General features: G+C 50.7%; 27 protein-coding genes. All 27 read right to left on the reverse strand.

The genetic code is table 11. The features are described from left to right. Positions 1 to 5: 5 nt before the first annotated feature. Complete coding sequence (rplQ, locus tag EIH22_RS01605; protein ID WP_124054076.1) at positions 6 to 530, reverse strand: 50S ribosomal protein L17; 525 nt, start codon at positions 528 to 530, stop codon at positions 6 to 8. A 31-nt stretch (positions 531 to 561) separates the two neighbouring features. Next, positions 562 to 1,566 (reverse strand): DNA-directed RNA polymerase subunit alpha, encoded by a 1,005-nt coding sequence (locus EIH22_RS01610; RefSeq protein ID WP_124054077.1) that lies wholly within the window; start codon positions 1,564 to 1,566, stop codon positions 562 to 564. Positions 1,567 to 1,682: 116 nt separating this feature from the next. After that, positions 1,683 to 2,078 carry a 30S ribosomal protein S11 gene (gene rpsK, locus EIH22_RS01615; protein WP_124054078.1) on the reverse strand — a complete coding sequence of 132 codons (396 nt, stop codon included), beginning with the start codon at positions 2,076 to 2,078 and terminating at the stop codon, positions 1,683 to 1,685. A gap of 50 nt (positions 2,079 to 2,128) precedes the next feature. After that, the gene (rpsM, locus tag EIH22_RS01620) at positions 2,129 to 2,497 is read right to left on the reverse strand and encodes a 30S ribosomal protein S13 (protein ID WP_124054079.1); all 369 of its coding nucleotides are present in this window, start codon (positions 2,495 to 2,497) and stop codon (positions 2,129 to 2,131) included. Positions 2,498 to 2,641: 144 nt separating this feature from the next. Next, positions 2,642 to 2,758 carry a 50S ribosomal protein L36 gene (rpmJ, locus tag EIH22_RS01625; RefSeq protein WP_124054080.1) on the reverse strand — a complete coding sequence of 39 codons (117 nt, stop codon included), beginning with the start codon at positions 2,756 to 2,758 and terminating at the stop codon, positions 2,642 to 2,644. 51 nt (positions 2,759 to 2,809) lie between these two features. After that, positions 2,810 to 3,031: a translation initiation factor IF-1 gene (gene infA, locus EIH22_RS01630; RefSeq protein ID WP_124054081.1), complete on the reverse strand. Its 222-nt coding sequence runs from the start codon at positions 3,029 to 3,031 to the stop codon at positions 2,810 to 2,812. A 178-nt stretch (positions 3,032 to 3,209) separates the two neighbouring features. Beyond that, a complete protein-coding gene (gene map, locus EIH22_RS01635; RefSeq protein WP_124054082.1) occupies positions 3,210 to 4,049 on the reverse strand; it encodes a type I methionyl aminopeptidase in 840 nt (279 codons plus the stop codon). A gap of 75 nt (positions 4,050 to 4,124) precedes the next feature. Continuing rightward, positions 4,125 to 4,721: an adenylate kinase gene (locus EIH22_RS01640; protein WP_124054083.1), complete on the reverse strand. Its 597-nt coding sequence runs from the start codon at positions 4,719 to 4,721 to the stop codon at positions 4,125 to 4,127. Then, positions 4,718 to 6,004, reverse strand: coding sequence for a preprotein translocase subunit SecY (gene secY, locus EIH22_RS01645; RefSeq protein ID WP_124054084.1), 1,287 nt, complete (start codon positions 6,002 to 6,004; stop codon positions 4,718 to 4,720). Before secY ends, EIH22_RS01640 begins: the two co-directional genes overlap by 4 nt. Positions 6,005 to 6,479: 475 nt before the next feature. Continuing rightward, on the reverse strand, positions 6,480 to 8,816 hold the full coding sequence (locus EIH22_RS01650; protein ID WP_235001728.1) for a hypothetical protein: 2,337 nt from the start codon (positions 8,814 to 8,816) through the stop codon (positions 6,480 to 6,482). Positions 8,817 to 9,442: 626 nt separating this feature from the next. Then, complete coding sequence (rplO, locus tag EIH22_RS01655; RefSeq protein ID WP_124054086.1) at positions 9,443 to 9,919, reverse strand: 50S ribosomal protein L15; 477 nt, start codon at positions 9,917 to 9,919, stop codon at positions 9,443 to 9,445. After that, positions 9,919 to 10,095 carry a 50S ribosomal protein L30 gene (gene rpmD, locus EIH22_RS01660; RefSeq protein ID WP_124054087.1) on the reverse strand — a complete coding sequence of 59 codons (177 nt, stop codon included), beginning with the start codon at positions 10,093 to 10,095 and terminating at the stop codon, positions 9,919 to 9,921. The genes rplO and rpmD overlap by 1 nt, the downstream gene beginning before the upstream one ends. Beyond that, positions 10,095 to 10,802 (reverse strand): 30S ribosomal protein S5, encoded by a 708-nt coding sequence (gene rpsE / locus EIH22_RS01665; protein ID WP_124054088.1) that lies wholly within the window; start codon positions 10,800 to 10,802, stop codon positions 10,095 to 10,097. The genes rpmD and rpsE overlap by 1 nt, the downstream gene beginning before the upstream one ends. A 24-nt stretch (positions 10,803 to 10,826) precedes the next feature. After that, positions 10,827 to 11,198: a 50S ribosomal protein L18 gene (gene rplR, locus EIH22_RS01670; protein ID WP_124054089.1), complete on the reverse strand. Its 372-nt coding sequence runs from the start codon at positions 11,196 to 11,198 to the stop codon at positions 10,827 to 10,829. Next, positions 11,198 to 11,734 carry a 50S ribosomal protein L6 gene (gene rplF / locus EIH22_RS01675; protein WP_124054090.1) on the reverse strand — a complete coding sequence of 179 codons (537 nt, stop codon included), beginning with the start codon at positions 11,732 to 11,734 and terminating at the stop codon, positions 11,198 to 11,200. Before rplF ends, rplR begins: the two co-directional genes overlap by 1 nt. A 17-nt stretch (positions 11,735 to 11,751) precedes the next feature. Beyond that, positions 11,752 to 12,150 carry a 30S ribosomal protein S8 gene (rpsH, locus tag EIH22_RS01680; RefSeq protein WP_124054091.1) on the reverse strand — a complete coding sequence of 133 codons (399 nt, stop codon included), beginning with the start codon at positions 12,148 to 12,150 and terminating at the stop codon, positions 11,752 to 11,754. Between the two features lie 54 nt (positions 12,151 to 12,204). Further along, complete coding sequence (locus EIH22_RS01685) at positions 12,205 to 12,390, reverse strand: type Z 30S ribosomal protein S14 (RefSeq protein ID WP_124054092.1); 186 nt, start codon at positions 12,388 to 12,390, stop codon at positions 12,205 to 12,207. Between the two features lie 2 nt (positions 12,391 to 12,392). Next, a complete protein-coding gene (gene rplE, locus EIH22_RS01690) occupies positions 12,393 to 12,959 on the reverse strand; it encodes a 50S ribosomal protein L5 (RefSeq protein ID WP_124054093.1) in 567 nt (188 codons plus the stop codon). Further along, positions 12,956 to 13,300 carry a 50S ribosomal protein L24 gene (gene rplX, locus EIH22_RS01695; protein WP_124054094.1) on the reverse strand — a complete coding sequence of 115 codons (345 nt, stop codon included), beginning with the start codon at positions 13,298 to 13,300 and terminating at the stop codon, positions 12,956 to 12,958. The genes rplE and rplX overlap by 4 nt, the downstream gene beginning before the upstream one ends. Further along, positions 13,300 to 13,668 carry a 50S ribosomal protein L14 gene (rplN, locus tag EIH22_RS01700; protein ID WP_124054095.1) on the reverse strand — a complete coding sequence of 123 codons (369 nt, stop codon included), beginning with the start codon at positions 13,666 to 13,668 and terminating at the stop codon, positions 13,300 to 13,302. The genes rplX and rplN overlap by 1 nt, the downstream gene beginning before the upstream one ends. Positions 13,669 to 13,760: 92 nt before the next feature. Then, the gene (gene rpsQ, locus EIH22_RS01705; protein ID WP_124054681.1) at positions 13,761 to 14,027 is read right to left on the reverse strand and encodes a 30S ribosomal protein S17; all 267 of its coding nucleotides are present in this window, start codon (positions 14,025 to 14,027) and stop codon (positions 13,761 to 13,763) included. Positions 14,028 to 14,047: 20 nt separating this feature from the next. Further along, entirely contained in the window at positions 14,048 to 14,281 is a 234-nt protein-coding gene (rpmC, locus tag EIH22_RS01710; RefSeq protein WP_124054096.1) for a 50S ribosomal protein L29, read from the reverse strand. Continuing rightward, complete coding sequence (gene rplP, locus EIH22_RS01715) at positions 14,278 to 14,694, reverse strand: 50S ribosomal protein L16 (RefSeq protein ID WP_124054097.1); 417 nt, start codon at positions 14,692 to 14,694, stop codon at positions 14,278 to 14,280. Before rplP ends, rpmC begins: the two co-directional genes overlap by 4 nt. A 5-nt stretch (positions 14,695 to 14,699) precedes the next feature. Next, positions 14,700 to 15,530, reverse strand: coding sequence for a 30S ribosomal protein S3 (gene rpsC / locus EIH22_RS01720; protein ID WP_124054098.1), 831 nt, complete (start codon positions 15,528 to 15,530; stop codon positions 14,700 to 14,702). 2 nt (positions 15,531 to 15,532) lie between these two features. Further along, the gene (gene rplV / locus EIH22_RS01725; RefSeq protein ID WP_124054099.1) at positions 15,533 to 15,898 is read right to left on the reverse strand and encodes a 50S ribosomal protein L22; all 366 of its coding nucleotides are present in this window, start codon (positions 15,896 to 15,898) and stop codon (positions 15,533 to 15,535) included. A 33-nt stretch (positions 15,899 to 15,931) separates the two neighbouring features. Beyond that, positions 15,932 to 16,213, reverse strand: coding sequence for a 30S ribosomal protein S19 (gene rpsS / locus EIH22_RS01730; protein WP_124054100.1), 282 nt, complete (start codon positions 16,211 to 16,213; stop codon positions 15,932 to 15,934). 17 nt (positions 16,214 to 16,230) lie between these two features. Beyond that, on the reverse strand, positions 16,231 to 17,067 hold the full coding sequence (rplB, locus tag EIH22_RS01735) for a 50S ribosomal protein L2 (protein WP_124054101.1): 837 nt from the start codon (positions 17,065 to 17,067) through the stop codon (positions 16,231 to 16,233). Between the last annotated feature and the right edge of the window lie 30 nt (positions 17,068 to 17,097).

Genomic DNA, 17,097 nt, shown 5'->3' on the forward strand with positions numbered 1-17,097 from the left:
CAAGTTTACTTAGCTTCTTCAGCAGTTTCGGTAGCTTCAGCTTCTGGAGCTTCCGCCTCAACGGCTTCGGTCTCTTCTACTACAGTTTCCTCAACCTTAGCTTCTTCTTCCTTAGCAGCAGCGTGCTCAGCAACCTTCTCGGCTTCCTTTACAACTGCTTGCTTTGGCGAAACTGGCTCAAGGACGAGTGAGAGCTCGGCCATCGGAGCGTTGTCGCCCTTGCGGTTAGGAAGCTTTACGATACGGGTGTATCCACCGTTTCGCTCAGCAAACTTTGGAGCTAGTTCTTCGAATAAGATGTAAGCGGTCTCGCGATCGCGAAGCACCTTAAGAGCAAGACGACGGTTGTGGGTGTCGCCCTTCTTAGCCTTGGTAATGAGCTTTTCCATGTACGGACGTACACGCTTTGCTTTTGCTTCGGTTGTAACAACGGATTCGTTGTGGATGAGCTGACGGCACATATTGGCAATGATTAGACGCTCATGCGCCGGGGAACCACCCAGGCGTGCACCCTTTGTGGGCTTAGGCATTGTTTCTCCTAGAAATTATTGTGCAGAACCCTTAGCCCTGCAGATCGTCACTGAAAGTCATCGAGTAGTTATCGTCGCCATATCCGGAAACGAAGCCGGCTGGGGAATCCTTCAAACGCAAGTCGAGCTTTGCAAGTTCGTCCTTGACATCTTCGATCGACTTAGCACCGAAGTTACGAATATCCAACAAATCAGCTTCTGAACGAAGAACAAGTTCACCGATGGTATGGATTCCTTCGCGCTGCAAGCAGTTCTGTGAACGAGCTGGCAGGTTAAGAATCGTGATAGGACGCTGAAGATCGGAAGACTGGGTCTCCTGAACTGGGGCTTCCTTCAACTCAAGACCTTCAACCTCTTCATTAAGCTCGGTGCACAAGCCGAAGAGCTCAACAAGGGTCTTACCAGCGGATGCAAAAGCATCGCGCGGAAGCATCGAAGCCTTGGTTTCAACATCAACGATGAGCTTATCAAAATCGGTACGCTGTCCAACACGAGTTGCCTCAACCTTGTATGAAACCTTCACAACCGGTGAGTAAATCGAGTCAACAGGAATACGACCAATTTCGTACTCTGGCGAGTTGTTCTGTGCAGCGGAAACATAACCGCGTCCACGCTCAACAGTCAGATCGATCTCGATCTTGCCTTTGTCGTTCAAAGTGGCAATCACAAGATCAGGGTTGTGGATCTCAACACCTGCTGGAGGGGTGATATCCGAAGCAAGAACCTGCCCTGGTCCCTGCTTACGCAGGTACATAAGAACTGGTTCGTCATGCTCTGAGGTAACAACAAGATCCTTGAGGTTAAGGATGATCTCAGCTACGTCTTCCTTACAACCTTCGATGGTTGAGAACTCGTGAAGAACTCCATCGATGTGGATCGACGTAACTGCCGATCCCGGAATCGAAGAAAGCAAAGTACGACGAAGAGAGTTACCAAGCGTGTAGCCAAATCCAGGCTCAAGCGGGTTGAGTGTGAAGCGAGAACGAGTCTCGGAGACCTTTTCTTCGGTCAGCATAGGACGCTGTTCGATGATCACTGTGTTTTCCTTTCGCAGACGCCCACCATATGACGTCTATTTATGTTTCCGAGCTGGTGAACAACCAGCGGAATGGGTAACTACATACCCGAGGAAGGGGTCGAAACCCCAAAGCATCAAACGCGGCGGCGCTTGGGTGGACGGCAACCGTTGTGAGCCTGAGGGGTTACGTCAGAAATCGAGGTAACTTCCAAACCTGAAGCGGTCAAAGAGCGGATAGCGGTTTCGCGTCCTGAGCCTGGGCCCTTAACGAAAACGTCTACCTTCTTCATTCCCTGGTCCATAGCGCGGCGTGCTGCATTCTCAGCGGCAAGCTGAGCAGCATACGGCGTGGACTTACGGGAGCCCTTGAAGCCGACCATACCTGACGAGCAAGTTGCAATAACTTCACCCTTTGGGTCGGTAATGGAAACGATTGTGTTGTTGAAGGTCGACTTGATATGAGCCTGACCCGTTGTTACGTTCTTGCGCACATTGCGACGCGGACGACGCGCCTGTGTCTTAGGTGGCATTCTAAAATTCTCCTGAATTAATCGTCGATTCACGCCCGAAGGCGGAACTACTACTTCTTCTTACCTGCAACGGTACGCTTTGGACCCTTACGGGTACGTGCGTTCGTCTTAGTGCGCTGACCATGAACAGGCAGACCACGACGGTGGCGAAGACCTTGGTAGCAACCAATCTCGATCTTGCGGCGAATATCAGCCTGAACTTCACGGCGGAGATCACCTTCGACCTTGTAGTTCTCATCGATGTGGTTCTTAAGCTTAACCAAATCGTCTTCAGAGAGATCTTTCACGCGAGTATCTGGATTTACTCCAGTAGCGGCAAGAGTTTCATGCGCGCGCGTACGACCGATGCCAAAAATATATGTAAGCGCGATTTCAACTCGCTTTTCGCGAGGCAAATCAACGCCAGATAGACGTGCCATTCTTATTGGCTCCTATTTGTCCATTCCGAAGGTGTGGAACACTGCAACCCCATTTTAGGGCCTCGGCCTTCGGACCGAGGGTTGCGCGTTTTACGCGCTAACAGTGCTAGTACATCTCCCCCACCTCAGTGAGGGATGCCAGAATTAACCCTGGCGCTGCTTGTGCCGCGGATTTGAGTCACAAATGACCATAACGCGACCGTGACGACGGATAATCTTGCAGTTTTCGCAGATCCGCTTCACGCTTGGTTTGACCTTCATAGTGTCTTTCCTTTGCCGATTCCGAAGAGTCGGCAGATTGACTCGACGGGCTTACTTGTAGCGATAAACAATCCGACCACGACTTAGATCGTAGGGCGTGAGCTCTACAACGACGCGATCTTCTGGAAGGATCTTGATGTAGTGTTGACGCATCTTACCCGAGATGTGAGCAAGCACTTGGTGCCCATTCTCCAACTCGACCTTGAACATCGCATTAGGCAACGCCTCAAGGACGGTTCCTTCTACTTCGATGACGCCTTCTTTTTTCGCCATGTTACCCGCTTACTTTATTTTTCTTTCCAATTCAGCCAGCAAATACTGCCTGATCGATGCTCTATATTGAATACAAAGCACCAACGAACAATTCTACGACATCAACATTCTTTTAGAAAGACGGATTTCGGTGGAGCACGTCACGCCAGAATTCCATCTTCTGTCCTGGATCCACACCTCAGTCCAAAGGTGCAACATCAATGCCATACTTTGCGAGTCCAACCGCACCACCGTCGGGAGCCGAAAGTACCCATACACCACCGGCATGCAACGCGACTTGATGCTCCCAGTGGCACGCATCGCCACCGTCTTGCGTAACAACCGTCCACTCATCATCAAGCGTGCGGTATGCCTGACTCTTTTGTGCCAAAATCGGTTCAATACATAGCACCATTCCTGGGCGTAGCTTCGGGCCCTTACGCGAAGTTCGGAAATTGAGCACATCTGGTTCCATATGCATCTTGGTGCCAATACCGTGTCCAATGAAATCCTCGACGATATCCGGTCGAATTGCAGGATCAAGGCTAACAATGTAGTCGTCAATCGCGTTTCCGATATCTGAAACGTATTTACCCTTAGCCATTGCAGCAATTCCACGCCACATTGCTTCTTTGGTGATGCTGGAAAGTTGTTCCCGACGCTCACGCACGGCGTTCTCCCCTCCTGGAAGGACCTTTGTAAAGCAGGCATCACCATGCCAGCCGTTTAATACCGCACCGCAGTCCATCGAAACAATATCTCCAGGTTGAAGCACTTCAGCACCCGGAATCCCATGGACAACCGTACTATTTACCGAGATACAAGTCTGGCGCGGATAGTCGTAGTAGCCGTAAAAGTTGGATTTTGCATCGTGAGAAGCAATGACGTCACGTGCGATATCATCCAACTCGCCCGTCGTGATTCCTGGTACAGCGGCGTCGTCCAAGGCCTTGTGTATATCGGCGACAACGAGGGCCGATTTGCGCATCTGACGGATCTGATCGTTCGTCTTAAGCTCGATTTTGTTGCTATTAAACATGGTTTCGCTTTCTAAAAGACGATAACCGCCCTCACGGACGGCTATCGTTCTACATATTTAAAGAGCTAGATGCGCTCATTGTTCTTCATCGGAGATGTTCAAGAAGGATTTGAGTTCGCGAACCAAACGATCAAGAACTTCATCAATCTGACCAGTGCCATCGACAGTTAGAAGAATTCCACGCTGACGATAAACGTCAGTCAGCGGAGCAGTTGCCGAGTGGTAAACATCAATGCGATGGCGAATAACTTCCTCAGTATCATCGGCACGATCTTCGACTTCTGCACGGTAGAGAAGCCGTCCGACGATATCTTCATCTGGGATCGAAAGCTCAATGACAGCGTTTAGCTTTTCTCCACGTTCTGCAAGAATTGCATCCAAAGCTTCAACTTGATGTAAATTACGCGGATAACCATCAAGCAAGAACCCCTGTTCTACATCGTCTTGATTGAGGCGATCGCGAACGAGCGCGTCGGTAACTTCGTCTGGAACCAAGTTTCCGTTGTCGATATAAGATGCGGCGAGTTTTCCAAGCTCAGTTTGTTCCGCAATGTGTGACCGGAAAATAGCTCCAGTGGAAATGTTTGCAATATTTAATTTTTCTGTGAGTACCTTTGCTTGGGTGCCCTTTCCTGCTCCAGGAGGACCAACCATAACAAAACGTGCCTTCATCGTAAGAAACCTTCATAGTGACGTTGTTGGAGCTGCGCGTCAATATCTTTGACTGTTTGGAGTCCAACTCCAACGAGGATGATAATCGAAGTTCCACCAAATCCACCGGATGCGATTCCGAGTTGGTTGAACACGATATGTGGAATAAGCGCAATAATCGCAAGGTAGAGTGCACCAACCCAATTGATGCGGTTAATGACGTAGCGTAAGTAATCCGCGGTTGGCTGTCCAGCACGAATACCTGGGATGAATCCCCCGTAGCGCTTCATGTTATCTGCAACTTCTTCTGGGTTGAATGTAATCGACGTGTAGAAGAAAGCGAAGAAAATGATTAGTAACGCGTAAACGACCATGTACCATGGCGACGTCCACGTGAAGTTTGCATGTAGCCACTGAACCCAACCAGAATTCTGGTTACCAAACTGGGCAATCATCTGAGGAAGCGAAAGGATAGAGGACGCGAAGATCACTGGGATCACGTTCGCCATATTGATCTTCAGAGGAATATAAGTGGACGTGCCGCCGTAGGTGCGTCGTCCAACAACACGCTTAGCATACTGAACTGGAATACGTCGCTGAGACTGCTCAACGAAAACAACGACCACAGTGATTGCCAAGAACATGACGACGACGATCGCTACGTCCATCCAGCCACCTGCGGACTTGGAAACGGTTCCGAGCATCGCTGGGAAGTTTGCAGCGATTCCGGTGAAGATCAAGAGGGACATTCCATTGCCGACGCCGCGCTCCGTGATTATTTCCGCGAGCCACATGACCAAAGCCGTACCAGCAGTCATTGAGAGGATTGTTAAAAGCTTTGTTCCAATCGTGGCATCTGGAATCGGCTGAACGTTACATCCAGCAAAGAGTCCTGTATTGGCAACAGAAACGATCACCGATGACTGAAGGACTGCCAAGAATATCGTGAGGTAACGCGTGTACTCTGTGAGCTTCGCGGTACCCGACTGACCTTCCTTGTGGAGCTCTTCAAAACGTGGGATGACGACGCGCATCAACTGGATGATAATCGACGCAGTAATGTACGGCATGATTCCCAAAGCAAAGACCGAAAGTTGAAGCATGCCACCACCGGCGAACATGTTCATCATGGTTAGCAAGTCAGCCGAACCTGCCTGATCCAAACAAATTCGGACATTCTCATATGAAATGAACGGAGCCGGAACGTATGTACCAAGGCGGTAAATCGCCATGATAAACATCGTTAAGAGCAGCTTGCGACGCAAGTCTGGAGTACGGAACGCCGATCCTAGTGCTTTCAGCAAGAGAGGTCCTCTCGGTCAGGCCAATTTCTGGCTATTCGGTTTTGTGAGCCGAATGTTAGTGCGCGAGCATATACGCCAATGAAACATTATACCGGTAAATGAGCAATTCTTGATACGCAAATTTGAGAGACTTACAACGCGTTTGGAAACATTTTGCCTACAAATCGGTCATTTAAGGTCCAAAGGACTGGCATTGACCGATGAAGATATGACATAGAACTTATTGAGCCACGTTTTTGGTATGGATTTGGTGCGATATTTTGGCAGTTTGGAGTGCTCGACGGTAACTGGATAGCACTGTGGGATTGGAAACCGTTGTTTCGGCTCCAATCCCACAGCGGTTTGGGTGTTTAATATGTGCTTGTCAGAAAACACCCAAGTCTTGTCCCCTACCCATGGTTGCCACGCCGGTTAGCGCAATTTCAGTGTTCACACATAAAGTGTGGCTACCAAAGAGGTTCAAGGAGATAATGCGTCAGGCATTCTTGCGGCGAGTCACTAGCGCGCCCACACCAGTAAGAGTAGCCATCATGGCGATCAGGCCAAGACCAAGACTGGTCGAACCAGTCTTTGCAAGACCACCACCAGCACCGCCAGCGTCAGTGCTGGCACTGGCATCGCCGAGTGCGATCGAGTCAGCAGTCACTTCCAACTGACCTTCCTGCTGGACAAGCGCACCACCAGCACGCACAGCCATCACATGATGCAAACCAAGCTCAGCCGACGCAGGAACAGTAAAGGTCACTGTTGCCATTCCCTTTGCATCAACAGTCACATTCTGTACCAGACCAATCGTGGTCGAGTGCAACTCGAGAGCTACTACTTCCCCAGCCTTGAAACCAGACAACGAAGCGGTAACCTGCTCACCACGATGAACACGAACCTTATCCAAGGTCAACTTGTACGGGAAGGACCGTGAATCAAGCGGATCAGTACCATCCTTGATCTCATCACCATCACTTACCCCATCGCCATCGGTATCAGCCTTGTTTGGATCGGTACCGTTCTTGATCTCATCACCATCGGAAACACCGTCACCATCAGTGTCTGGGTTCTTTGGATCAGTGCCGTTCTTGATCTCATCACCATCGGAAACACCATCGCCATCAGTATCGACCTTCAACGGATCGGTACCGTTCTTGATCTCATCACCATCCGAAACGCCATCACCATCAGTATCGGCCTTGGTTGGGTCAGTGTGATACTTGTTCACCTCATCGCCATCAGTTAAACCATCACCATCGGTATCTGGGTTCTTTGGATCAGTGCCGTTCTTGATCTCATCACCATCATTGACCCCATCACCATCAGTATCAGGCTTGAGCGGATCAGTACCATGCTTTGCTTCGTCTTCATCAGTGACACCGTCGCCATCACTGTCGAGCGCTTCCCATACTGCACGAAGTGTTACCGATAATGCAGACGAGGACGCTACTAGATCAGAATACTTCATCGTGTTAGTCACGTTAGAAGTAGTCTTTGAACCTGATACGGCTTCCCAACCTTTGAACGCATAATACTGGCGTGTAGGAGCTTGGTCAGGAAGAAGAGAAGTATCAGACCACGTCACATTAGCCTTATCGGCAATAGTTGCCGGGCTTCCCCCAGCAGTATCATACTTAACCGAATACAAACGGTTGTAGACGTAATAGATATCAGTAACACCAGTTGCAGGAAAAGGAACATCGACTGCGGAAGTGCGAACACTAGAAGCGTCTTTACCAATCATCACTCCCGCCGCAGCAGCATCTGCAACAAGGACATACCCATCAAGAGTTTTCGGCGCGGCCTTCACTGCAGCATCAGCTGGTTGCGTAGCAGAACCAGGAAAACCATATACTACCTGAGTAGGCTCAATAGGTGTACCAGTTTGATCAACATGATGAACACTGACAGTAGTTTGTGAATCGGCTTTATTTGACAGCACAACATCAGAAAGTTGGGTAGAGCGTTCAACACCATACGAAGTCTTCACTGTAATAGTTGCTGTTTCTTTCACCAACGGATCAGCAAACTTTATCGCAGCGTACATTTCAGGAGATGTCGAGATTAAATTCCGCTGCTTAGTAACAGTGTAATAGTCAATCGTAGGCTGATTTGCATCCGTAGGAACAGTCGCATTACTAGGTATGCTGAACACCGTATTCCCTTCAAGCGGACCATAATTGACTGCAACAGTCCAACTACTATCAGAGTTCTTCACAAAACCATACTCGCCTGGCTTCAATACTTTCTCAGCATCAGTCACAGATGCCAAATCCTGTGGAATCGAGAGATTTTTGCTACTAAAAGAGAAACGATCAGCTTCGTTTATAAAACCTGTATTAGCACCATCCCGTCGATACATAGCAGAACCAATTGCGTTTATATCAAGCGCAGTAATCGTTGCCCCATTTGTTGGCGCAATATTCATCATAATAACGCGATTAGCAGATGCAGTGGGAACTGTATGTCCAGAAATTACCTCATTCAAATCTGCAAATAACAGTGGCGCAAAAACTAAATTGTTAGAGTTATATATTGCGTTGTCGCTCAAGTAAAAATCGTTCGCATTAGGAATAATTCCTTGAGCAGGGTAATTCGCAGCAACTTTATACACAGAAGAACCAATAGAAAAAGATTCAACTCCAGTAGAACCATTAAAATTTGCCCAAATTAGATTTGAAGAAACAGGAATTGTTGCACTAAATTTTCCAGCCGCTGGGATAGCATTTTTAGTTAGCACAAGACAGTTACTTGCAATTGAGGCAGTATACAGAGGATTACCCTCTGGAACGTTCGGGGAAGTTCCTCGTAAGCTAAGAGTAAGCACGCTTCCAGGCGAACGCTCAAAACAGGTTGTTACTGTATCGCCTATCTGAAGAGTCGATTGCTCAGCAATCTGCAAATTAAAGGTAGTTATTGTATCTTGTTGAAGACCAGCAGGTGAAGTTTCATTATAAATCTTAGTACCATCAAGACTAGTGATGCTGGTGATCTCAGCTGAGCCAATATCAGTAATCTTATGATCTGTTGCCGCACTGGCAGTTGGCGCAAGGGAAACAAGGCTGCCAACAGTAACTATCGATGCAACAAACGCACCGAATAGTCTCTTAAAGCAAGCCCCCCGCGATTTTCTGTGTATTCATAGCAATCCTTGCATTGAGGAAATAAGTACTTGGATACCAAAATAACAGCGTTATAGGAATCCACTATAAATCTATACAACATAAATTTATTTTTCTAATTAATTTTAGAAATATTCACTATTCAATATACATAAGTAGAGAATTCTGTACCATTTGATAGCAAATAGGCGTTTTGTACGATATTTAATGAACTGTACTCACTACCAAAGTCCTAGATGTATCTAACCTCAGTTAAAAATTCAAACTTACTAATGTAAACGTAAGGGTGGCTCCCACTTACGTGGGAGCCACCCTTACGTTTTTCGAAACCTTATGCTTCGCGCTTCTCGATTAAACCACCAGCAGCTTCGATCTTCTCCTTTGCAGAAGCAGACCACGCATCAGCAGTTACCGAAACCTTCACAGAGATCTCACCGGTACCGAGAATCTTCACTGGAAGCTTAGGGCGTACAGCACCCTTAGCAACTAGCTCTTCAACGGTAACGTTTCCACCCTCTGGGAATAGCTCAACAAGCTTGTCCAAGTTAACTACCTGGTACTCAACGCGAGCCGGGTTCTTGAATCCACGCAACTTCGGAAGGCGCATGTGCATTGGCATCTGGCCGCCTTCGAAGCCTGCAGGCACCTGGTAACGAGCCTTTGTCCCCTTGGTACCACGACCTGCAGTCTTACCCTTGGAGCCTTCACCACGACCAACACGAGTACGAGCTTTCTTGGCTCCCTCAGCTGGGCGAAGATCATGAATCTTGAGAATGTCAACGGATTCGGTCGTCTTCTTTTCTGACATCAGTCAACCTCCTCCACGGTAACGAGGTGCGCTACCGTACGAATCATTCCGCGTACAATCGGAGTATCCTCACGAACCACGGACTGATGAATCTTACGCAGACCCAGGGAACGCATGGTGTCCTTCTGGTTCTGCTTGGCGCCAACAAGGCCCTTCTTTTGCGTAATCTTCAGCATTATGCACCAACTCCTGCTGCAGCTGCCTCATTCTCTGCCTGCTGGGCAGCGATTTCAGCATCCTCGCGTTCCTTGGCTTCGTGCTCAGCGCGAGCGCGGAGCATCGATGCTGGAGCTACACGGTCAAGTGGGAGACCACGGCGAGCGGCAACAGCCTCTGGCTGCTCAAGCTGCTTAAGTGCAGCTACCGCGCCGCGAACAATGTTGATCGCGTTTGACGATCCGAGCGACTTGCTCAAAACGTCGTGGATACCAGCGCACTCCATCAGAGCACGCACAGGACCACCAGCAATAACACCGGTACCGGCGGAAGCTGGGCGGAGCAAAACTACGCCAGCAGCGTCCTCACCCTGAACGAGGTGTGGAATCGTGGTGCCAATACGTGGAACCTTGAAGAAATTCTTCTTTGCATCCTCAGTACCCTTAGCAATTGCTGCAGGAACTTCCTTTGCCTTGCCGTAGCCAACACCAACGGTGCCATTGCCATCGCCAACCACTACAAGAGCGGTAAACGACATGCGGCGTCCACCTTTAACGGTCTTAGCAACACGGTTGATTGTAACGACGCGCTCGATGTAAGCGTTCTTCTCCTCGGCGCGACGATCGGTGCGACGGTCGCCACGGCGACCATCACGACGGTCATTGCGCTCTTCGCGCTCGCCGCCATTTTCCGAGCCCTTGGCTCGTCCTCGCTGCTCTGCAGCCATCAGAATATCCTCTCGTTTTGCCTATTACAAGGTCAGTCCGGCATCGCGGGCGCCGTCTGCTACTGCAGCTACGCGACCATGATACTTGTTGCCACCACGGTCGAAGACCACAGCGGAAACGCCAGCCTCGATCGCACGCTTTGCAACGAGTTCACCGACTTCACGTGACTTATCAACCTTGTTCGCTTCCTTCGAACGAAGAGAAACTTCCAAGGTAGATGCGGAAGCAAGTGTCTTGCCTACGGTATCGTCGATAACCTGTGCAACCATATGACGGTTCGAGCGGGTTACGACGAGGCGTGGACGCTCTGCGGTACCAGAAATGCGCTTGCGAAGGCGTGCATGACGACGTGTGCGAGCAACGAACTTGCCTTTGCCCTTGATTGATACTGCCATCACTTACCAGCCTTTCCAGCCTTGCGGCGGATAATTTCGTCAGCGTACTTGACGCCCTTGCCCTTGTAAGGCTCAGGCTTGCGAAGCTTACGAATACGCGCAGCCATCTCACCGACCTGCTGCTTGGAGATACCGTTCACGGAGAACTTTGTTGGACCCTCCACTTCGAAAGTGATACCTTCCGGAGCCTCAACAAAAATCGTGTGGGAATAACCGAGCGAGAATTCAAGATCCTTGCCCTTAGCTACTACGCGGTAACCTGTACCAACAATTTCCATCGCCTTTTTGTAACCGTCGGTTACACCGATGATGTTGTTGTTAATGAGGGTACGAGTTAGACCGTGAAGCGAACGTGAAACACGCTCGTCGTTAGGACGGGTAACTACAACCTGGTTGTCCTCGAGAGCTACTTCGATCGGAGAAGGAACCGACTGGGTGAGTTCACCCTTTGGGCCCTTAACGGTGACTACACCGTTTTCGACCTTAACCTCTACGCCGCTAGGGATAGCAATAGGGAGCTTACCAATACGTGACATTGTTTGACTCCTTTCGCTTACCAGACGTAGGCGAGGACTTCCCCACCTACACCCTTATCCTTAGCCTCACGATCGGTGAGGAGACCTGAAGATGTAGAAAGAATTGCTACACCCAAGCCACCAAGTACCTGAGGAAGATTCGTCGACTTCGCGTAAACACGAAGACCTGGCTTTGAAATACGGCGAAGACCAGCAAGCGAACGCTCACGGTTTGGACCGAACTTCAAGTTAAGAACGAGGGTTTTTCCAACCTTTGCATCCTCAACTTCGTAGTTTTCGATGTAACCCTCACGCTGGAGGATATCGGCGATATTCGCCTTCATCTTTGAGTACGGCATAGATACCGACTCGTGGAATGCTGAGTTAGCATTCCGCAGACGCGTTAGCATGTCTGCAATTGGGTCTGTCATTGACATCGGGCAAAGCCCTTTCTCGTCGTGGTTTCCTATTCAGACCTACGACGTAGATTCTTACCAGCTGGACTTCTTAACGCCTGGGAGTTCGCCACGGAGGGCCATCTCACGCAAGCAAACACGGCAGAGACCGAACTTGCGGTACACCGAGTGTGGGCGTCCACAACGCTGGCAACGCGTATAAGCGCGAACAGCGAACTTCGGCTTGCGATCAGCCTTGATTTTGAGAGCGGTTTTTGCCATCGTCAGTCCTCCTTGAATGGGAAGCCAAGGTGACGTAGCAAAGCACGTCCCTCGTCGTCGTTCTTAGCGCTCGTAACTACGGTGATATCCATACCACGAACACGGTCGATCTTGTCCTGATCGATCTCATGGAATACTGACTGTTCAGTCAAGCCGAAGGTGTAGTTTCCATTACCATCGAACTGCTGAGCCGAGAGTCCACGGAAATCGCGGATACGTGGCAAAGCGGTGGAAAGCAAACGATCGAGGAATTCCCACATGCGATCGCCGCGAAGCGTCACGTGCGCACCAATTGGCATACCTTCACGCAACTTGAACTGCGCGATGGACTTACGTGCCTTGGTAACCTGTGGCTTCTGACCGGTGATAACGGTGAGGTCGGCAATTGCGCCGTCGATGACCTTTGAGTCACGAGCGGCTTCGCCAACACCCATATTTACGACGATCTTAACTAGACCAGCGGTCTGGTTAACGTTTGCATAGCTGAACTCGCCCTGAAGCTTCGCGATGATCTCTTCGCGGTACTTTGCCTTGAGGCGTGGCTGGACCTTATCGGTTGCGGTGCTCACAGCTCGATCTCCTCTCCTGCACGACGACCAATGCGCTCACGCATGATCTTCTTGCGGCCGTTGCGCTCGACTTCAACCTCACGGTAGCCGACGCGTACTGGCTTCTTATCAGGGCCAATTAGCGCAACATTGGAAATGTGAATCGGAGCTTCAACGGTTTCCTTGCCACCGGTCGCCGCGCCACGATCAGTGCGACCAACCTTGGTGTGCTTCGTTACCATCTGAGCATGCTCAACAAGGACGCGATTGTTCTCAAGATCAACCTTGAGAACACGACCGGTCTGTCCCTTGCTCCGACCTGCGATAACCTTAACGAGGTCACCCTTCTTGATCTTCGCCATCAGATTACCTCCGGTGCCAATGAAACGATACGCATGAACTTCTTGTCACGTAGCTCGCGAGCTACGGGTCCGAAGATACGCGTGCCGCGTGGTTCCGTGTCGTTCTTAAGAATAACGGCAGCGTTTTCACCGAAGCTGATGTACGAACCATCAGCGCGACGAGTTTCCTTCTTCGTGCGGACGACAACCGCCTTTACGACGTCGCCCTTCTTTACATTTCCGCCAGGAATTGCATCCTTGACGGTGGCAACAATTGTGTCACCAATTCCGGCGTAGCGCCGGCCGGATCCACCGAGAACACGGATGCAAAGAATTTCCTTTGCGCCGGTGTTATCAGCAATCTTGAGCCGCGACTCCTGCTGGATCATTTATTTTCTCCTGTCGTCGTGCCGGTTCTCGTTAAACGAGCCTTGCCGAACGGATGGTTTTAATCGGCCGGCACTGATGCCGGCCGACAAAATCACTTAGCCTTCTCGATAATCTCAACCACGCGGAAATGCTTGGTTGCAGATAGCGGTCGGGTTTCCATGATTTTAACAAGATCACCTACGTGAACCTCGTTATTTTCGTCATGGGCTTTGACACGCTTGGTACGAGTCATAACCTTACCGTAGAGCGGATGCTTACGGCGGTCTTCTACCTCGACCACAACGGTCTTATCCATTTTGTCACTAACCACGTATCCACGGCGAACCTTACGGTTATTTCGCTGTGTGGTTTCGGTCATTTCTTCGCTCACGTTAGACCTCACTTCTTAGCCGTTGGGGCGGTGCGAATTCCGAGCTCACGCTCACGGGCAATAGTGTAGATACGTGCAATGTTGCGACGTACTTCTTTAAGACGGCCGGAATCCTCAAGACGGTGAGTCACAGCCGAGAAACGAAGATTGAACAGTTCTTCCTTCGCCTCCTTGAGCTTTTCAGCAAGCTCACCATCGGTAAGCTTATTGAGCTCTTCAGTGGTGATGCCCTTAGCCATCATTCACCATCCTCACGGGTTACGAAACGAGTCTTCATCGGGAGCTTGTGCATTGCACGGAGCATAGCTTCACGAGCGAGCTCCTCAGGAACGCCAGCCAATTCGAACATAACGCGTCCTGGCTTTACGTTTGCAATCCAAGTCTCGACTGGGCCCTTACCGGAACCCATACGAAGACCAAGTGCCTTCTTTGTTAATGGGCGGTCTGGGAAGATGTTAATCCACACCTTTCCTCCACGCTTAACGTGACGGGTCATGGCAATACGAGCGGCTTCGATTTGACGGTTCGTAACGTATGCAGGCTCGAGAGCCTGAATACCGTACTCACCAAAAGCCAACTTGTTGCCACCCTTGGACATGCCGTGGCGATCGGGGCGATGCTGCTTACGATGCTTTGTGCGGCGGGGAATGAGCATGAAACTCAGGCCTCCGTTTCCTGGGTAGTAGCTGGCTCGGTTGCTGGAGCTTCAGCAGTTGCTTCTACTGCAGCTTTCTCGGCCTGCTGGTTATTGCGAGGTGCACGGTTTGCGCGCTCACCGCGACGACCGCGACGCTCGTTGCGTCCACCGCGACCACCACGTGGGGCCTCAGCGAGTGAACGGAAGTATTCCTTCTCGGTCATGTCGCCACGGTAAATCCACACCTTCACGCCAATGCGACCAAAGGTAGTACGAGCCTCGTAAAAACCGTAATCAATATTTGCGCGAAGAGTGTGCAATGGCACGCGACCTTCGCGGTAGAACTCGGAACGCGACATTTCAGCGCCACCAAGACGACCCGAACACTGAATTCGGATACCCTTCGCTCCGGAGCGAAGCGCGGACTGCATGCCCTTGCGCATTGCGCGACGGAACGAAACTCGGGACGAGAGCTGCTCAGCAATTCCCTGTGCAACGAGCTGTGCATCTGCTTCAGGGTTCTTCACTTCGAGAATGTTGAGCTGTACGGACTTACCCGTAAGCTTCTCGAGGTCCTGACGCAAACGATCAGCTTCGGCTCCACGACGTCCAATGACGATGCCTGGACGAGCAGTGTGGATATCAACCACAACGCGCTCGGTGCGGCGCTCGATATTTACGCGGGAAATACCCGCACGCTCAAGGTTCTTTTCCATGAGGCGGCGAATCTTGATGTCTTCACCTAAGTAGTCAGCATAACGCTGACCCTTCTTAGTTGAATCCGCGAACCACTTAGAACGGTGGTCAGTTGTGATACCGAGTCGGAAACCAGTTGGATTTACTTTCTGTCCCACAATCAGGCTCCCTTCTCGTTCTTACCATCACTGACAACAACTGTAATGTGGCTCGTGCGCTTTAAGATCCGATTCGCGCGGCCCTGTGCTCGTGGCTGAATACGCTTCATGGTTGGACCCTCGTCAACGTAAGCAGCGGAAACCTTGAGGTCAGCTTCGTCGAAACGAACGCCAGCCTGCTCAGCACTATAACGTGCGTTTGCAATTGCGGATTCCAAAATCTTCTTTACGTCGCGAGCGACAGCCTGTGGTGCGTACTGCAGCACGTCGACGGCATCCAGTGCACGCTTTCCGCGGATTTCATTAACCACACGGCGCGACTTCTGGGGCGTGACGCGCACAAATCGTGCTTGCGCCTTAGCTTCCATAATTTTGCCTATCTCTTTCTCGTGCTACGTGCCTCAGCGGCGACGGCCCTTGCGATCGTCCTTCTCATGACCCTTGAAGGTACGAGTTGGAGCGAATTCACCCAACTTGTGACCTACCATGGATTCGGAAACAAACACTGGAACGTGCTTGCGTCCGTCATGAACTGCGAAGGTATGACCAAGGAAGTCCGGCGTGATAATTGACCGGCGCGACCAGGTCTTGATGACGTTCTTAGTACCCTTTTCGTTCTGAGCGTCCACCTTCTTCATGAGGTGTTCGTCTACGAATGGGCCTTTCTTCAAACTACGCGGCATTGCTCATCTCCTCCTGATCAGCGCTTCTTGCCAGTCTTGCGACGGCGCACAATGAGCTTGTCGCTGGGCTTGTTAGGATGACGGGTGCGACCTTCCTTCTGACCCCAAGGTGAGACTGGGTGACGACCACCGGAAGTCTTACCTTCACCACCACCGTGTGGGTGGTCTACAGGGTTCATAACGACACCGCGGACGGTTGGGCGAACGCCCTTCCAACGCATACGTCCTGCCTTACCCCAGTTGATGTTGGACTGCTCAGCATTTCCAACTTCACCAACGGTTGCGCGGCAACGTACATCAACGTTACGGATTTCTCCAGATGGCATACGCAACTGAGCGTACTTACCTTCTTTAGCAACGAGCTGTACTGACGTACCTGCAGAACGAGCGATCTTCGCGCCGCCACCCGGACGAAGCTCAACAGCGTGAACAACGGTACCAACTGGAATGTTACGCAGTGGAAGGTTGTTGCCTGGTTTGATGTCGGCCGAAGGACCGTTCTCAACCATCATGCCTTGCTTCAGATTTTCCGGAGCCAAGATGTAGCGCTTCTCGCCGTCCACGTAGTGGAGCAGTGCGATACGAGCGGTACGGTTTGGATCGTATTCAATATGTGCGACACGTGCCTGGATACCGTCCTTGTCGTGACGACGGAAGTCGATCACGCGGTACTGGCGCTTGTGTCCGCCACCCTTGTGACGGGTGGTAATGCGACCATTGTTGTTACGGCCACCAGTTTTGTGTAGTGGGCGAAGAAGCGACTTCTCAGGCGTAGACCGAGTGATCTCGACGAAGTCGGCAACGCTCGCACCGCGACGACCCGGAGTCGTCGGCTTGTACTTACGAATTCCCATGAGTTCTAATCCTCAATATCCTCGCCGGCT

The sequence above is a fragment of the Arcanobacterium ihumii genome (assembly GCF_900604515.1).
Classification (GTDB): Bacteria; Actinomycetota; Actinomycetes; order Actinomycetales; family Actinomycetaceae; genus Arcanobacterium_A; species Arcanobacterium_A ihumii.

Coding starts and splice junctions, on each gene's coding strand:
- rplQ (WP_124054076.1), bottom strand. CDS start 530: ATGCCTAAGCCCACAAAGGGTGCACGCCTGGGTGGTTCCCCGGCGCAT.
- rpsK (WP_124054078.1), bottom strand. CDS start 2,078: ATGCCACCTAAGACACAGGCGCGTCGTCCGCGTCGCAATGTGCGCAAG.
- rpsM (WP_124054079.1), bottom strand. CDS start 2,497: ATGGCACGTCTATCTGGCGTTGATTTGCCTCGCGAAAAGCGAGTTGAA.
- rpmJ (WP_124054080.1), bottom strand. CDS start 2,758: ATGAAGGTCAAACCAAGCGTGAAGCGGATCTGCGAAAACTGCAAGATT.
- infA (WP_124054081.1), bottom strand. CDS start 3,031: ATGGCGAAAAAAGAAGGCGTCATCGAAGTAGAAGGAACCGTCCTTGAG.
- map (WP_124054082.1), bottom strand. CDS start 4,049: ATGTTTAATAGCAACAAAATCGAGCTTAAGACGAACGATCAGATCCGT.
- EIH22_RS01640 (WP_124054083.1), bottom strand. CDS start 4,721: ATGAAGGCACGTTTTGTTATGGTTGGTCCTCCTGGAGCAGGAAAGGGC.
- rplO (WP_124054086.1), bottom strand. CDS start 9,919: ATGTCAGAAAAGAAGACGACCGAATCCGTTGACATTCTCAAGATTCAT.
- rpmD (WP_124054087.1), bottom strand. CDS start 10,095: ATGCTGAAGATTACGCAAAAGAAGGGCCTTGTTGGCGCCAAGCAGAAC.
- rpsE (WP_124054088.1), bottom strand. CDS start 10,802: ATGGCTGCAGAGCAGCGAGGACGAGCCAAGGGCTCGGAAAATGGCGGC.
- rplR (WP_124054089.1), bottom strand. CDS start 11,198: ATGGCAGTATCAATCAAGGGCAAAGGCAAGTTCGTTGCTCGCACACGT.
- rplF (WP_124054090.1), bottom strand. CDS start 11,734: ATGTCACGTATTGGTAAGCTCCCTATTGCTATCCCTAGCGGCGTAGAG.
- rpsH (WP_124054091.1), bottom strand. CDS start 12,150: ATGTCAATGACAGACCCAATTGCAGACATGCTAACGCGTCTGCGGAAT.
- EIH22_RS01685 (WP_124054092.1), bottom strand. CDS start 12,390: ATGGCAAAAACCGCTCTCAAAATCAAGGCTGATCGCAAGCCGAAGTTC.
- rplX (WP_124054094.1), bottom strand. CDS start 13,300: ATGGCGAAGATCAAGAAGGGTGACCTCGTTAAGGTTATCGCAGGTCGG.
- rplN (WP_124054095.1), bottom strand. CDS start 13,668: ATGATCCAGCAGGAGTCGCGGCTCAAGATTGCTGATAACACCGGCGCA.
- rpsQ (WP_124054681.1), bottom strand. CDS start 14,027: ATGACCGAAACCACACAGCGAAATAACCGTAAGGTTCGCCGTGGATAC.
- rpmC (WP_124054096.1), bottom strand. CDS start 14,281: ATGATGGCTAAGGGCATCACCACTGAAGAGCTCAATAAGCTTACCGAT.
- rplP (WP_124054097.1), bottom strand. CDS start 14,694: ATGCTCATTCCCCGCCGCACAAAGCATCGTAAGCAGCATCGCCCCGAT.
- rplV (WP_124054099.1), bottom strand. CDS start 15,898: ATGGAAGCTAAGGCGCAAGCACGATTTGTGCGCGTCACGCCCCAGAAG.
- rpsS (WP_124054100.1), bottom strand. CDS start 16,213: ATGCCGCGTAGTTTGAAGAAAGGCCCATTCGTAGACGAACACCTCATG.
- rplB (WP_124054101.1), bottom strand. CDS start 17,067: ATGGGAATTCGTAAGTACAAGCCGACGACTCCGGGTCGTCGCGGTGCG.